We start from the raw sequence: 13,970 nt of genomic DNA on the forward strand, positions 1-13,970 counted from the left end.
TAAAAAGACTAATAAAAAAGCTCACCGTAGTGGGTGAGCTTTGTTGATAACTTAGAAAAACAACAAAAAAGCATAAAGCTTTATTGTTAATTCCCACACCCCGAAGAATTAAAAGAAGTTCGAATTAGGCAGGTCTACTGACTTAAGCTTCTTTCTACTTTGAGTCCTTCCCATATGATAAACAGCATTGCCATCCATTCATACAGTGGTTCTTCTCATTTCGTCCACTTTTACAGTTGCGGGGGCAGTTCTGGTTTTACACCAGATTCCCTATTAAGTCTAAGAGAATGAAAACCTCATCCTCAGACACCTATAATTCTGATTTATTATATTTTTTAATTAACATTCTTAATATTACAAGAAGAAGTATTCTTTTACAAGATAAATGTTTCTTATGAAACAAGAATCTTCGCCAAGATCTTTCAAATTAATCACTTTTTCGAGGGATGATAAATGTAAATACCGTTCCTTCACCAAGCTTACTGTGAACAGAAATATTTCCATTGTGTGCCCCAATAATGTTTTTTACAATAGCAAGTCCTAATCCAGTACCAGATTTCCCTCTCGTTCTAGCCTTGTCTGCCTTATAGAAGCGTTCAAACACAAACGGTAGATCTTCTTCAGGTATTCCAGAGCCTGTATCCCTAATATCTACTTTAATGGATGTTTCTTGCCCTGTTACCTGAACCTCAACATTACCATGTTCATCTGTATGTCGAATTGCGTTATCAATCAAATTTGTAAATACCTGCTCAATACGGTCAGGATCCATGTAAATTTCACCGATAATTTCTTCTTTTGTTGCAGTTAAAGTTATTAAATTATCCTTAGCTAACCCTTGGAATTTTCGAATCACACGATTGAGAAACGAATCGAAATCAACATTTTCTTTATTCAAAGTAATATGACCAGATTGCATTCTCGCTATGTCTAATAACTCGTTGACAAGTCTCCCCATACGCAGTGACTCATCGTAGATAACCTTCGTGATTTCTTTTCTCTCTTCTTCAGAGCTTGCAATATCGTCCATAATTGCTTCACTATAGCCCTGAAGCATAGCAATTGGCGTTCTTAACTCGTGTGAGACATTTGCAATAAAGTCCTCACGTAGCTTATCTAACCGTCTTTCTTCTGTCATATCACGCAGTACTGCAACGGCACCCCTAATATATGTTTGATTATAGAGAGGGCTCATTAAAATGACCCATGTTCTTCCTTGAAGGCTTATTTCAATAAATTGCTCCTTTTCAAAGGAAACGGCACGTTGAAATAAATCCTTTACTTCTGGTGGAAGTTCTTCTCCAACATCTTGATACATGCCCTGTTGATAGTACCAAGCTTGAAGGAACCGTTCAGCTGGTGGATTAGTCACCAAAATTGTTCCATCTCGATTCAAGGTGATAACACCATCCGCCATACTGTTTAAAATACTTGCAAGCTGTTCCTTCTCTTGATTAAGAGCATTCATATTATATTTTAATTGCCTTCCCATTTGATTCAGCGCTAATCCTAAAGCACCAATTTCGTCATGTGTTAGAATTGGAACCTTCGTATCAAATTTTCCTTTAGCAACTTCTGTAGCTGCTTCTCTCATTTTACGTAAAGGAGCTGTGATACGCGTTAATAGGAAAAAGGCAAATACTGTCGTAAGGACAATTCCAATTCCTGCTGCTAAAATGATGAATCGGCCTGTATCCCTGGTAGTCTTTTGAACAACATCTAACGATTGATATAGATATACGGCACCCTTTTGGTCATTTACAATATGAAGTGGAGCTCCAACTACAAATAGTTCTTGGCTTTGTTTATTCACATTATCGTTTTCCGGAAGGATGATCCTTTTGCTTTTGTTTTGATCATTTGTGATAACAAGTTTAAGGTCTGGATCATCAGTTAATAGCGTTACAGGGATATTTGAGAGTGATCTCCGATCAGGTGATAACCAATATGTGTTTTCATCTGCTACTATAATGACCTTGGTTTCATCATTCACAAGTTCCCATGCAATGTTCCGAGCAATATCTTTGTCCTCGTGCTGCTCCATAATGACAGCAATATTAGCTGCAAGTTGGGTTAAATTTCTTTCTGCTTCTTGGATATGATAATTCTCAAAATACTCCATGAATAAAATCGTTAAAACAAATAATACAAAGGAAAACAATAAAAGAATGGTTGCCCATAGTTTTCCTACAACACTTCGCCAAAATTTCATTCCTGGCCGACCTCAAATTTATAACCGACTCCCCACACAGTAACAATCATTTTGGCTGCATCCTGAGACACTTTATTTAATTTTTCACGCAAGCGTTTAACATGTGTATCAACTGTTCGTAAGTCACCAAAGAATTCGTAATGCCACACCTCTTTTAACAGCTGTTCACGGTCAAATACCTTATCTGGTGATTTTGCTAGGAAGCATAATAGTTCATATTCCTTTGGTGTTAAACCTACTTCCTTTCCATCTGCAGTGACTCGGTGTGCATCATTATCAATTGTTAGATGCGGGAATACGATAACATCCTTAGCTGTTGTTTCAGTTTGCAAGTAAGTTGTAAGGGAAGCCCTTCTTAATAATGCTTTGACACGTAGAACAACCTCTCGTGGACTAAACGGCTTCACAATATAGTCATCCGTTCCAACTTCAAACCCTTGAACACGGTTCACTTCTTCACCTTTGGCAGTTAACATAATGATCGGAGTTGATTTCTTTTCACGCAACTCACGACATACTTCAATGCCGTCTTTTCCTGGCATCATGAGGTCCAAAAGGATAAGATCATAATCGTTTTTTAATGCCTTATCTAAGGCATCATTTCCATTGTCTGCTTCTTCTATTGCATAATTTTCTCTCTCTAAATACATTTTAAGTAAACGACGAATTCTCTCTTCATCATCGACAACTAAAATTTTTGCTTCGTTTTCCATTTTCTTATTCCTCCATTTTCTTTCCGAAAGAATATTTCTATACATATCTATCGTACATAAAATCTTCATAATTTGCTATAACATATATCACACTCACCTTCTAAAGCACATAAAAAGTCGAAAATTCGACACAAAGAATGGATTAAAAAGCCTTCATCTGATGATGAAGGCTTTTTTCTTATGCGTATGAGTGTAGACCAGCAATAACTAGATTTACGAAAATCGTATTGAACATAATAATGAAGAATCCGACGACTGCAAGCCACGCGGATTTTTGACCATGCCAGCCTTTTGATAGTCTTAAGTGTAGGAAGGCTGCATAGAAAAGCCATGTGATAAGGGCCCATACTTCTTTTGGATCCCAGCCCCAGAAGCGAGTCCAAGCAATTTGTGCCCAAATCATTGCAAAAATTAACGCTCCTAGTGTGAATATCGGAAACCCGATTGCAACTGAGCGATATCCAATCTCATCAACTAAATCTAGATTTAATCTTCTTGTTAATGGCTGCAATGCGGCACCAACACGTTTTCTTAAAATTAAACGAATTAATCCATATAGAATTGAACCTGAAATAACAGACCAGAGAACAGAGTTTACTTTTCTAGCACTTAGTAATGGTGGTAATTCAATACCGGTTGAAAACTTTCCGTCAGTTAATAATTCACCTTCATTAGGTACGACCAATGCCGGTAATTTATACACCATTTCAGCATTCGCGCCTTCTTTATCAACCCATGTAAAGACAGATTCATATTTCATTACATTAAAGGCAGTTGTAATTGATACAAAGCCTACAACAACTACTAAAATATACATAACGAATTCTAGCCAGAAAGTCTGCTTACTTTTTACAGTCTGATCGACAGATTTCAATAGATATAAGATCCCAGCAATAAAGCTTATTGAAAGAATGGCTTGACCTAATGCAGCTGTCGTAACATGGATGTGTAACCAGTCACTTTGTAAGGCTGGAATAAGTGGAGAGATTTCTCTCGAAAACATACTACCATAAGCAATAACTAATAATGCAATAGGTAAAGTAAAGAGCCCTAATATGCTTGTTTTATATATAAAATAAATGATGATGAATGCAAGGACTAACATCATTCCGAAGAATGTGATAAATTCAAATAAATTACTAACTGGCGCATGTCCTGATGCAATCCATCGGGTTATAAAATAGCCTACCTGTGCAACAAATCCAATGATGGTGATAGTGATCCCGATATGTGACCAGCGGTTATATCCATTTGAGCTTCTCTTATCTCTTATTGCCCCACCAAAGACAAAGGTTGCCACAAGATAGAGAATAAAAGCAGCATAAAGTAGATTTGAGCTTAATTCAGCCATTTTTATCCCTCCTTAGTTTCCTTATTTTTCGCATCAACTTGATCTATTGGTTCCGAGATACCTGTGTCTGCAAGAACATAACGTATTTCATTTTTTAAGCCAAACCAGTTTTTATTCGTATGTCCTGCCACAATAACCTCGTTATTTTTCCTCTGAATCCAGATACGGCGATGATGCCAGTATGAACCTTGAATAACCCCAATCATAAAGATTGCTCCACCAACAGCTAGGATCCACAAAGTAAAATCCCTTCTAACTGTTAATCCAGATACATTCTTCATTTCTATGCCAGCAAAAGCCATTTTGTATTTATTATCACCCAATGGTTCTATGTTTTGCTGAATTGCAACAAAGCTGATTTCTCCATCATGTTTATCAGGAGCATACATTTTAAATACAAATGCTGGGTTATTTGGAATCTTTGTTTTTGTAGCTGGTTCACCTTTATCATTAAAAAAGAAATCAGGAAAATAGCTTGCTAGCTCGACCCGATATCCATTTCCTAAATCATACTCTTCCTGCGGGTCCCTTAAATTAATTGTAATTGTTCCAAAATCCTCATTCGTTTCTTTGTCAATCATGTTAAATGACATTGTACTAAACTCGTTTAATTTATAATCTACTTGGTAGAATGCATAATGGTCATGCTTTAATGGCTCATTTACCTGAATTTCATGAGATTTAATTTCTTTTAATTCTGGTTCAACACCGGGGATGATTTCATCTGTACGTTCATATAACGTAACATCCGTTTGATAGTTTTTTACAACCATTCCATTCCCAGCAAGCTCAATCGCTTCATCAAAGACTTCTTTTTCCTTACCTTTCTCGTAAACTTCTACTAGGAATCGTTTACTCTCTAAATAATATTTCCCATGTGTTCCTGGAACACTTGCAGTTTCTCCTTCACGAATCCAAAGAACCTCATCTACATACATTCCAGGTACAAACCGAAGCATTGCACCAATTAAAAAGATAATAAGTCCACAATGGTTTACATAGGGGCCCCATCTTGAAAAACGACCCTTTTCTGCTAAAACATTCCCATTTTCTTCACGAACAGAATAATGTTTCTTTCTTAACTTTTCCTTAACTGTTTCAAAGTCCTTATCGATATTTTCAACTGCGTTTTTACCGTAAACACGCTGTCTTTTCAAGAAACTTTCATGGCGTGTAACACCTTGTTTTTTTAATGCTTTGTAGAGAGGTACTACACGGTCGATACTACAAATAATTAAGGAAATACCGAGCATTGCGATAAGAATCATATACCACCAGGAACCATAAAGGTTATGAAATCCTAATTGATAATATAATCTTCCAGTTATACCATATTCTTGTTCATAAAAATCAGCTGGGTTCATCGCAGGAGGTATATATAATTCTTGAGGATAAATCGTCCCTAGTGCTGAAGCAACCAAAAGAACAACGATGATCCAAATTCCAACTTTTACAGAAGAAAAGAAGTTCCAAATTTTATCAACAATTGTTTTGTTATAGGTTTGAGAGCGTCTTGCGCTCCCTTCATACCTCATATCCAGTAAATTCTTTTTCTCTTTATCATTCTGAATTGTTTCTTCACTTTGGACAGGCTTTCCACAAGCCTCACAAAAAATAGTACCGTGTGGATTCACATGCCCACATTCGCATTTTACATTTTCCATAAAAAATAACTCCCTATGGCTTTATTTGCTCCATATAATCTCGCACCATCTTGCTTGTCATCTCACCGGTTATTATCTTAACAACTTTTCCATCCTTATTAATTAACAAAGTGGTTGGCAACGGGTCAATTCCATAGGCATTTAGCAACTGGTTCCCCTTATCGATTGCAACGGGAAATGATAACTCGTATTTTTTGATGAAATTATTCACACTGAATTTCGGTTCACCCACGTTGATAGCGATGACCTCGACTCCTTGATCCTTATATTCCTGATAATATGTATCAATGTATGGGAATTCACGTTGACATGGCTCACACCATGTTCCCCAGAAGTTTAAAAAAACACCTTTTTCTCCTCTATACTCTGACAAATGGTGTTCTTTCCCATCCAAATCTGTCACAACAAAATCTGGTGCCATATCCCCAACTGCTACCTTTTCCTTACTCGTAAAGAAATTGATGTACAATGTATAAACGAGCGCAGCGGCGAGAAGTAACAATATGATGGTTCGAATAACTAATCGTCGCTTTTTCTTGTTCATTAGAAATCTCCCTTTATCTATTAGCATAAATGTGTACTTTCTTTGCCATTATAGCACTTTATAACATACTGACATTGCAAATATTTTGAAGGTTATGTGACAATTGAGAATCATTATTAACAGACCTGTTTCACTTAAAAAAGAAAGCATTTATTTACAGACGATTATCTTTCGTACTCGCTAAAGCCCTAATCTGTTTAACCTCATGCGGAAGAAGTTCTCGGAACTCACCAGCATGTAATCCTTGAAGGGTTAAAAATCCAAATCTTTCTCTCTTTAGCTTCATTACTTCATGTCCAATCGCCTCAAACATTCTTTTTACTTGTCTGTTTCTTCCTTCATGAATGCTGATTTCGATAATAGACGTTTGTTTACGCTTGTCCATCGAAATAAGCTTAACTCTAGCCGGAGCAGTCTTTCCATCCTCTAGCTTTATTCCTCTTTCTAATTGACGAAGCTTTTCCTTAGGTGGAATTCCCTTAATTTTCGCCACATAAACCTTTTCAACCTCATACTTAGGATGCATTAGAAGATTTGCAAACTCACCATCGTTCGTTAATAACAACAATCCAGACGTATCATAATCTAGCCTACCAACTGGATAAATCCGTTCTTTAATTTCCGGAAAAAAGTCAGTTACAACCTTTCTCCCTTTTTCATCACTCACGCTTGATATCACAGAACGTGGTTTATAAAATAAAAAATAAACAGGCTCTTCCCTTTCAAGCGGAATGCCGCTTACTTCGATTTTATCATTTGAACCTACCTTTATTCCAAGCTCCTTCACAACTTTTCCATTTACTTTAACTTGACCTGCAACAATAAGCTCCTCGGCTTTTCTTCTTGAAGCTACACCTGCATGTGCAATAACTTTTTGTAGACGTTCCATCTATGCTCACCCCTTAAACATCTTACTTGTTTCTTAGTATTTGTACAAGATAAAAACATTCTTTAGTATGCCCAGCCAAGAACTATCCTATAAGAACGCACTTGGAGCATAAAAGAAGGCAGTAAAAAAGAAAACACGTTTTCACGTGTTTTTTTAACCAAATATTAAAGTAACTACAATGACACTAACAACTATTCCTAGTAAATCAGCTAGTAGACCCACTTTTAGGGCATCACCCATTTTTTTAATTCCGACTGCTCCAAAATAGACTGTTAGTACATAAAGGGTAGTGTCTGTGCTTCCTTGCATGATAGATGCAAGTCTACCGATAAATGAATCGGGACCATATGTAGCTATTAGATCCGTTGTCATTCCTAAAGCTGCTGTGCCAGACATTGTCCTAATTAAAGCTAACGGGGCGATTTCTGCTGGGAATCCAACGAATTCCAAGGCTGGGCGGATTAAATTAATGAAGAAATCCATGGCACCAGACGCCCTAAAAATGGAAATGGAAACTAACATTCCAATTAAAAATGGCATGATTGAGAAGGCAATTTTAATTCCTTCTTTTCCACCTTCTACAAACGTTTCATAGGTTGGAATTCGTTTCGCCGTTCCATATAAAAGTATAAATCCAATGATTCCAGGTATTAGCCAGAGTGATAAGGTATTAATCAAGCTCATTTTTGGGCGCCACCTTTCTTCACTCTACGATAATAAAAATACCGATCAATTAATACCGCACCGATTGCCGAAACAATGGTTACGATTAGAGTTGGTCCTACAATTTCAGTGGGATTTGCAGAGTCATAGGTCATCCTGATCGCAATTACTGTAGTTGGAACAAGCGTTACACTTGCGGTATTAATTGCTAGAAAAGTAACCATCGAGCGGCTAGCGGATGTTTTCCCGCCATTTAGCACTCTTAGTTGCTCCATCGCTTTGATTCCCATTGGTGTCGCAGCATTACCTAGCCCAAACATATTGGCAATCATGTTTGAAAGCATATACCCCATGGCTGGGTGGTCGACTGGTACCTCTGGAAATAAACGACTAACTAGGGGGCGAAATAATTTTGACAGTTTTTCTAATAAGCCGGCTTCTTGTGCTATTCTCATCAGTCCCAACCAGAAAACAAGTACACTAATTAATCCTATACAGATGGTGACAGCCTCTGAAGCCCCCTTAAAGATTGCTTCATTTACCTCACTTATCGTTCCATTTACCATTGCAAAGATAATCCCGATAATTGTCATTGCTACCCATATGATATTCACCATCGTCATCTAACCCCTAAAATTACTAAAAAAATACTTTTTAGAGTTTCCCAGAACGTTTCCTTTGGCCTGTCAACTCTACCATTATCAAAATAAATAGGCATTTCTTCGATTGTCTCATCTCCAAGATTCACGGTCAGTGTACCTACAATATTAGGGACATTTTCAGGTTTCCGCCACTCTTTATTATCAGGCTCAAGCAAATGGACATCGAGTTTTATCTCGTTTTTCTCTTCTGAAGTCAAGGGGTACATGAAATCATGATCGACAAACACTTTACCTTTGTAAAAACTGTTATCTGTTTGAAGGTCGCCTTCTTTGACAACCTTCACTAGATTATAAGTTTCGAATGCTCCATTAAACATATTCATATGATCATTCCAGTCATCAGAGGCATTAATCGTTACTGCAATTAAATTTACGCCATCCTTTGATGCCGTAGATACTAAGGTCCGTTTTGCCCTTTTTGTATATCCTGTTTTTCCACCAGTGCTATACGGATATAGCTTCGTAAGCAGCTTGTTTTTATTTCTCCAAACCCGATCCCATTTTTCAGTTGGATTTGGAGCACGGTGTACCTTTGTACCAGCAATTTCCCGATATTTTTCATTCATCATCGCATATCTCGTTAGAATCGCCATATCGTAGGCCGAAGAAAAATGATTCTCATGATCATCTAAACCATGTGGATTTGCAAATTCTGTATTTTGCATACCAATTTCTGCGGCTTTTTGGTTCATCAGAAAAACAAAGCCCTCTAGGCTTCCGCCAACATGCTCAGCAATCGCAACTGCACCATCATTACCTGAGCGTAACATTAATCCATACACTAAGTCCTCAAGCTTTATTTGCTCATTTGGCTTAAGGTATAAGGAAGAACCTTCTGCACGAACAGCATTATTACTTACTTTTACCATTTCGTTCAGTTTTCCTGATTCAATGGCGATAATGGCTGTCATGATTTTTGTAATACTAGCAATTCTCATTCGTTGATGGGCATTTTTTTCAAATAAAATTCTACCAGACTCTTGCTCTATTAAGATTGCACCTTTCGCACTAACAGAAAGTGCACTCGCTTTTTGAGGAAGGAAGCCTATGAGAACCATAACAATGATGATAAGCGGAAAAAATTTTCTGCGAAAAAATGTCATTCGATCCCCGTCCCTTTTGCCGTTTTGTAAAAGTGTATGCAAAACATGTCCAACTATATGAATAAAAATTTGAAAAGCGAAAGCGCCTTGTTCAGAAACGAGAAAACTGGAGACTCCGACTAAGAGGCGTTCTTTGCCTCTGCCGGAGGAGTTGAAGTTTCTCGAGTTTCTTGGCGCTGCAGCTAGACTACAAAAAATATATGAAAAAAACACAAAAAAACTGACCAACGCTTGGTCAGCATAAATTATGATTTAATATTGCTTCCATTGAAGTTTTGATGCTTCATTAAATCGATGTTCTACTTCATTCCAATTAACAATATTCCACCAATTTTTCACATAGTCGGCACGAACATTTTTATATTGAAGATAATAGGCATGTTCCCAAACATCTAGAACAAGTAATGGAATCGTATCCCATTGGGTCATGAATTGATGACGTTCTGCTTGTAGAATTTCTAGGTGACCCGCTCTTGGTGACCAAACCAAAATAGCCCAGCCTACTCCTTCCACCTTATTTGCTGCTTCACTGAAATGTCTCTTAAAGACTTCAAAGCTGCCAAAATCCCTATTAATCTGGCGTAGCAATTCACGCCCTGGCATACCTCCACCCTTTGGCTTCATGACATTCCAGAAAATCGTATGCAAATAATGACCTGAACCATTAAAGGCTGCTTCCCTTTCCCAATGCTTTAATAGCTCATAATCACCTGTATTACGAGCCTTTTCCATCATTTTTTCAGCCTTGTTTAAACCGTCAACATAGCTCTTATGGTGCTTATCATGATGAAGTCTCATAATTTCTGTTGATATATATGGCTCTAATGCATCATAGTTATATGGGAGAGGCGGCAAAGTATGCTGTCCAATTCCAACCCTTCTCATCTCCTGAACTTCCTCAATATCATCGGATTGTTCTGCAAATCGTAATCCAGTATGATAAAGATTCTCTACCTCTGTCTGCAACTCAAGCAAACTAGTCGGCGTTATCTCTTCCCCAATAGAATCAAGGTAATTTGAAAAATTCGTTAGTTCAGTTTGAAGGTCTTCATTCCGTTCATTTTCAAATTGCTTTTTTATTTCCAAAAACCATTTCTTCACATCTTCCACATAAATTTCAGGACTGCCCATCATAATCCTCCCTCAGAATCAAATGCGCCTTGGCGTATTTGCGCCCGATTTTTTTTCGAGCGTGCTCGAAAAACTTCCTTTGAAAAATCGTGGCATCCGCCGGAGGCTTTAATATTATTTAGTCGGGGCAGCACCCCGACTGAATAATGTTAATCGTCATTATCGTATGCAATTTACCTATTTTCGTGACTCTCACATGAACAATTGAAACCGTGATTCACCTATGATTCCATTTTCACAAACAGATACTATAGAAAACTTGGCGAATGCTTATTTTCGCATGTAATTAAGGAGGTAGACAAAATGAATCGCTCATTTCATGAGGAAGCATTATTTGAAACTCAGTTTTGGATGCAGGTACTAGGTGACCATAGTCGGTTTTTACATGATTCCTTAGCACCGAGTGAAAAAGAAAGAATTGGGAAAACGGAACAATTTATCATAAGCTTTGATCGTTTATTGGATTCGGCAAGAGGACCTTTAGAGCCAAATCAAATCATCACAATTATCCAGGAAGGCAGAACTGCTGCAGAACAGCTTCGAGGGTTAAAATTAGATATTTTAAAAAATCAATTAGTTGGAAAAGTAAAAATCGGCCTTTCCCCTTCCTTTATTAATCATATGGTTAATGAATTAGAGGAATGGCTGCGTGTATCTCACTTTTTAGCGGAAGGTAAAAATGTACCATCAACACACGCACTTCATCATCATCTTATTTGGCTATTAGATGCTGCAGGACATGCGGGTGGGATTGTATCAAACTTAGACCGTGTAGAAAAGGATTTACTTCAAAAAAGCGAGAAATTTATGAAGGAATGGGAGGATTTTTACCTAAAAGCAGTAGAAATGGTTGGTTTCTTACGTACGAGCCAATATGAGTTCCCTGCACTTACCAGATTTAATAATGATGTAGAAATAGAAATGAAAATTTTTAAAGCCTTCTTGGAAGAATTAGAGGAAATGGAATTAAATAAAGAGATTTTAGGTGTCATGACCCCGCTCATGGCCGACCATATGGCAAGGGAAGAATGCTATTATTTAATCAAATTAGCTAACTCGACAAAAGAAATCAATCAACCAAATTGTGACCCCACAAAGCCACGGGTTCAGGAATAAAAAAAATCCCCAATTGAGGATACTGAATAACAATTGGGGTTCGTTTATTATGCCTGTTGGATAAATTCTAATGGTGATTTTACTTCATAGCTATTTTTGTGATGCAGATGTGTAAGAATTTCTTTTAGTCTATCAAATTGAATCTCTTTAAAATGCTCTTCAAATTGCTTTTGTTCATTTAAATATATACGTTTCCGATGACGATACTTAGGATTTTGCAGTAAGCATACAAGTGCTACAAGATCCTTAAAATAAACCTCTTTTGTATCAATTTTATAAACTGGGTCTTCGGTAAAAGGAGTAAATGATGTAAATTGTTCATCAAAATAACGTAAATAAAGTACTTGTAAGGTCCTTTCCTCCCCATCTTCCACAAATGTTACTTCAGACTGGTTAAAAAAGTCCTCAAAAGTATTTTTCAACGTTTTTTCAAGTTCAAATCCACTACACTTTTTTATTAACACAGTTCCACCCCACTCGCCACGATTTTCCATATAGATTATCTACATATTACCATAGTTAGCATATGTAAGGTGAATTATTTTGAATCTTCGATCGTTTCTTGGAATCTCTCAAAAAAGAGGTCTGCTTCCTCTTGAATATAGTCTTCATCCACTTTTTCAGGAAGTGGAGGCAATTCCTCCAATGTCTTTAATCCAAAATACTCTAAGAACTCTTTCGTTGTTCCATATAAAATGGCTCTTCCTGTACCTTCAACACGCCCTACTTCTTTGATTAGCGCTTTTGCCACTAATGTATGGATCGGTCTTTCCGTCTTCACTCCACGTATTTCTTCGACTTCTGCACGTGTTATCGGCTGACGATAGGCAATAATCGCAAGTGTTTCTAATGCAGCCTGTGATAAGGAGGTCGAAGTAGGTGACTCTACTAGTTTTTTCAAATAACCGGCATGTTCTTTTTTTGTTGTTAGTTGATAGGTTCCAGCAACCTCAACTAGATTTATGCCACGGCCTGTTTGTCTGTACTCATCCTTTAAGTCATTGACAATGTCCAAAACCGTTTTTTCATTTAATTCTAAAACCATTGCCATTTGTTTTAATGTCAAACCTTCGTCTCCAGCTGCAAAAAGAAGCCCCTCGACAATGGCTTTCCAATCTATTAATTTCATTACTAAAAATCCCTTTCCATACTCGATATATAAATTTCTGAAAAATTGTTCTGCTGTTCAATTAACAAAACATTTTTTTTCATTAATTCAAGAAGCGCAAGGAATGTGACAACAATATGATTTTTATCATGGTATGGGAAAAGCTCTGTAAATTTCTTTTTTCCACGATATCCCTTTAGTTCATTAACAATTTCTTCCATTCTTTTTTCGATAGGTATTTCTTGTCTTGTGATTCTTGTTGATAACGGCCTTTGCAATTTTTTTCGACGCATGAGCTTTTGAAATGCTCCAAGCATGTCATAGATATTCACATCTAATGAATAATCAATGGTGACATCCTTAGTAAATTCGCTTAGATCACTTGGAGGCTTTGTAAACAATTGGGAACGTTCTTCTTCTAGAACTTTCAGATCTTCAGCAGCATTCTTATATTTGCGGTATTCAATCAGGCGGTTCATCAGATCTTCTCGAGGGTCTTCTTCATAATCAAACTCTGAATCTCCTTCGATAAGCTCTTCCTCTTGTTTTGGAAGCAACATTTTACTTTTAATTGCTAAAAGTGTCGCAGCCATAACAAGGTATTCACTTGCAATATCTAATTGTAATTCTTTCATTGCATGTATATATATTAAGTATTGCTCTGTAATTTCTGCAACTGGAATGTCGTAAATATCAATTTCTAATCGATTGATTAAATGTAAAAGAAGGTCTAATGGACCCTCAAAAGAGTCAATTTTTACACTGTAATGTAAATCCATGCTCATCTCACCAAAAATACCCTTCTTGACAGTTT

At 37.0% G+C, this 13,970-nt stretch carries 14 protein-coding genes and 1 riboswitch; of the genes, 1 reads left to right on the forward strand and 13 read right to left on the reverse strand.

Annotated features, from left to right (window positions below; genetic code table 11):
* Nucleotides 1-112 precede the first annotated feature (112 nt).
* Nucleotides 113-329, reverse strand: a riboswitch (cobalamin riboswitch).
* 98 nt (nt 330-427) lie between these two features.
* From V7112_RS03240 to V7112_RS03285, 10 genes are all read right to left on the reverse strand, one after another.
* On the reverse strand, nt 428-2,212 hold the full coding sequence (locus V7112_RS03240) for an ATP-binding protein (protein ID WP_335415368.1): 1,785 nt from the start codon (nt 2,210-2,212) through the stop codon (nt 428-430).
* Nucleotides 2,209-2,925, reverse strand: a complete 717-nt coding sequence (locus tag V7112_RS03245; protein ID WP_335415370.1) for a response regulator transcription factor — start codon at nt 2,923-2,925, stop codon at nt 2,209-2,211. Before V7112_RS03245 ends, V7112_RS03240 begins: the two co-directional genes overlap by 4 nt.
* A 178-nt stretch (nt 2,926-3,103) precedes the next feature.
* A complete protein-coding gene (gene ccsB / locus V7112_RS03250) occupies nt 3,104-4,276 on the reverse strand; it encodes a c-type cytochrome biogenesis protein CcsB (protein WP_335415373.1) in 1,173 nt (390 codons plus the stop codon).
* Nucleotides 4,277-4,278: 2 nt separating this feature from the next.
* A complete protein-coding gene (locus V7112_RS03255; RefSeq protein ID WP_335415376.1) occupies nt 4,279-5,940 on the reverse strand; it encodes a cytochrome c biogenesis protein ResB in 1,662 nt (553 codons plus the stop codon).
* Between the two features lie 13 nt (nt 5,941-5,953).
* A complete protein-coding gene (gene resA / locus V7112_RS03260; RefSeq protein WP_335415379.1) occupies nt 5,954-6,484 on the reverse strand; it encodes a thiol-disulfide oxidoreductase ResA in 531 nt (176 codons plus the stop codon).
* A 154-nt stretch (nt 6,485-6,638) separates the two neighbouring features.
* On the reverse strand, nt 6,639-7,373 hold the full coding sequence (gene rluB / locus V7112_RS03265; protein ID WP_335415381.1) for a 23S rRNA pseudouridine(2605) synthase RluB: 735 nt from the start codon (nt 7,371-7,373) through the stop codon (nt 6,639-6,641).
* 153 nt (nt 7,374-7,526) lie between these two features.
* A complete protein-coding gene (locus tag V7112_RS03270; protein WP_335415384.1) occupies nt 7,527-8,057 on the reverse strand; it encodes a spore maturation protein in 531 nt (176 codons plus the stop codon).
* The gene (locus tag V7112_RS03275; protein ID WP_335415387.1) at nt 8,054-8,653 is read right to left on the reverse strand and encodes a nucleoside recognition domain-containing protein; all 600 of its coding nucleotides are present in this window, start codon (nt 8,651-8,653) and stop codon (nt 8,054-8,056) included. Before V7112_RS03275 ends, V7112_RS03270 begins: the two co-directional genes overlap by 4 nt.
* 2 nt (nt 8,654-8,655) lie before the next feature.
* Complete coding sequence (locus V7112_RS03280) at nt 8,656-9,801, reverse strand: D-alanyl-D-alanine carboxypeptidase family protein (RefSeq protein WP_335415389.1); 1,146 nt, start codon at nt 9,799-9,801, stop codon at nt 8,656-8,658.
* A gap of 252 nt (nt 9,802-10,053) precedes the next feature.
* The gene (locus V7112_RS03285) at nt 10,054-10,932 is read right to left on the reverse strand and encodes a superoxide dismutase (RefSeq protein ID WP_335415392.1); all 879 of its coding nucleotides are present in this window, start codon (nt 10,930-10,932) and stop codon (nt 10,054-10,056) included.
* Between the two features lie 303 nt (nt 10,933-11,235).
* On the opposite strand from V7112_RS03285, the gene V7112_RS03290 reads away from it, so the two are divergent.
* Nucleotides 11,236-12,048, forward strand: coding sequence for a DUF2935 domain-containing protein (locus tag V7112_RS03290; RefSeq protein WP_335415396.1), 813 nt, complete (start codon nt 11,236-11,238; stop codon nt 12,046-12,048).
* Nucleotides 12,049-12,095: 47 nt separating this feature from the next.
* On the opposite strand, the gene V7112_RS03295 is transcribed toward V7112_RS03290, so the two are convergent.
* The 3 genes from V7112_RS03295 to V7112_RS03305 all read right to left on the reverse strand — a co-directional run bounded on the left by V7112_RS03295 (nt 12,096) and on the right by V7112_RS03305 (nt 13,935).
* Complete coding sequence (locus tag V7112_RS03295; protein ID WP_335415617.1) at nt 12,096-12,512, reverse strand: hypothetical protein; 417 nt, start codon at nt 12,510-12,512, stop codon at nt 12,096-12,098.
* A gap of 74 nt (nt 12,513-12,586) precedes the next feature.
* Entirely contained in the window at nt 12,587-13,177 is a 591-nt protein-coding gene (scpB, locus tag V7112_RS03300) for an SMC-Scp complex subunit ScpB (RefSeq protein WP_335415399.1), read from the reverse strand.
* A 2-nt stretch (nt 13,178-13,179) separates the two neighbouring features.
* Nucleotides 13,180-13,935: a segregation/condensation protein A gene (locus V7112_RS03305; protein WP_335415402.1), complete on the reverse strand. Its 756-nt coding sequence runs from the start codon at nt 13,933-13,935 to the stop codon at nt 13,180-13,182.
* Nucleotides 13,936-13,970: the final 35 nt, after the last annotated feature.

This window comes from Bacillus sp. JJ1566 (genome assembly GCF_036962685.1).
Classification (GTDB): domain Bacteria; phylum Bacillota; class Bacilli; order Bacillales; family Bacillaceae_L; genus Ferdinandcohnia.

What these genes read in the sequence shown, in the direction of transcription:
- V7112_RS03240 (WP_335415368.1), bottom strand. Translation starts at nt 2,212, where the DNA reads ATGAAATTTTGGCGAAGTGTTGTAGGAAAACTATGGGCAACCATTCTT.
- V7112_RS03245 (WP_335415370.1), bottom strand. Translation starts at nt 2,925, where the DNA reads ATGGAAAACGAAGCAAAAATTTTAGTTGTCGATGATGAAGAGAGAATT.
- ccsB (WP_335415373.1), bottom strand. Translation starts at nt 4,276, where the DNA reads ATGGCTGAATTAAGCTCAAATCTACTTTATGCTGCTTTTATTCTCTAT.
- V7112_RS03255 (WP_335415376.1), bottom strand. Translation starts at nt 5,940, where the DNA reads ATGGAAAATGTAAAATGCGAATGTGGGCATGTGAATCCACACGGTACT.
- resA (WP_335415379.1), bottom strand. Translation starts at nt 6,484, where the DNA reads ATGAACAAGAAAAAGCGACGATTAGTTATTCGAACCATCATATTGTTA.
- rluB (WP_335415381.1), bottom strand. Translation starts at nt 7,373, where the DNA reads ATGGAACGTCTACAAAAAGTTATTGCACATGCAGGTGTAGCTTCAAGA.
- V7112_RS03270 (WP_335415384.1), bottom strand. Translation starts at nt 8,057, where the DNA reads ATGAGCTTGATTAATACCTTATCACTCTGGCTAATACCTGGAATCATT.
- V7112_RS03275 (WP_335415387.1), bottom strand. Translation starts at nt 8,653, where the DNA reads ATGGTGAATATCATATGGGTAGCAATGACAATTATCGGGATTATCTTT.
- V7112_RS03280 (WP_335415389.1), bottom strand. Translation starts at nt 9,801, where the DNA reads ATGACATTTTTTCGCAGAAAATTTTTTCCGCTTATCATCATTGTTATG.
- V7112_RS03285 (WP_335415392.1), bottom strand. Translation starts at nt 10,932, where the DNA reads ATGGGCAGTCCTGAAATTTATGTGGAAGATGTGAAGAAATGGTTTTTG.
- V7112_RS03290 (WP_335415396.1), top strand. Translation starts at nt 11,236, where the DNA reads ATGAATCGCTCATTTCATGAGGAAGCATTATTTGAAACTCAGTTTTGG.
- scpB (WP_335415399.1), bottom strand. Translation starts at nt 13,177, where the DNA reads ATGAAATTAATAGATTGGAAAGCCATTGTCGAGGGGCTTCTTTTTGCA.
- V7112_RS03305 (WP_335415402.1), bottom strand. Translation starts at nt 13,935, where the DNA reads ATGGATTTACATTACAGTGTAAAAATTGACTCTTTTGAGGGTCCATTA.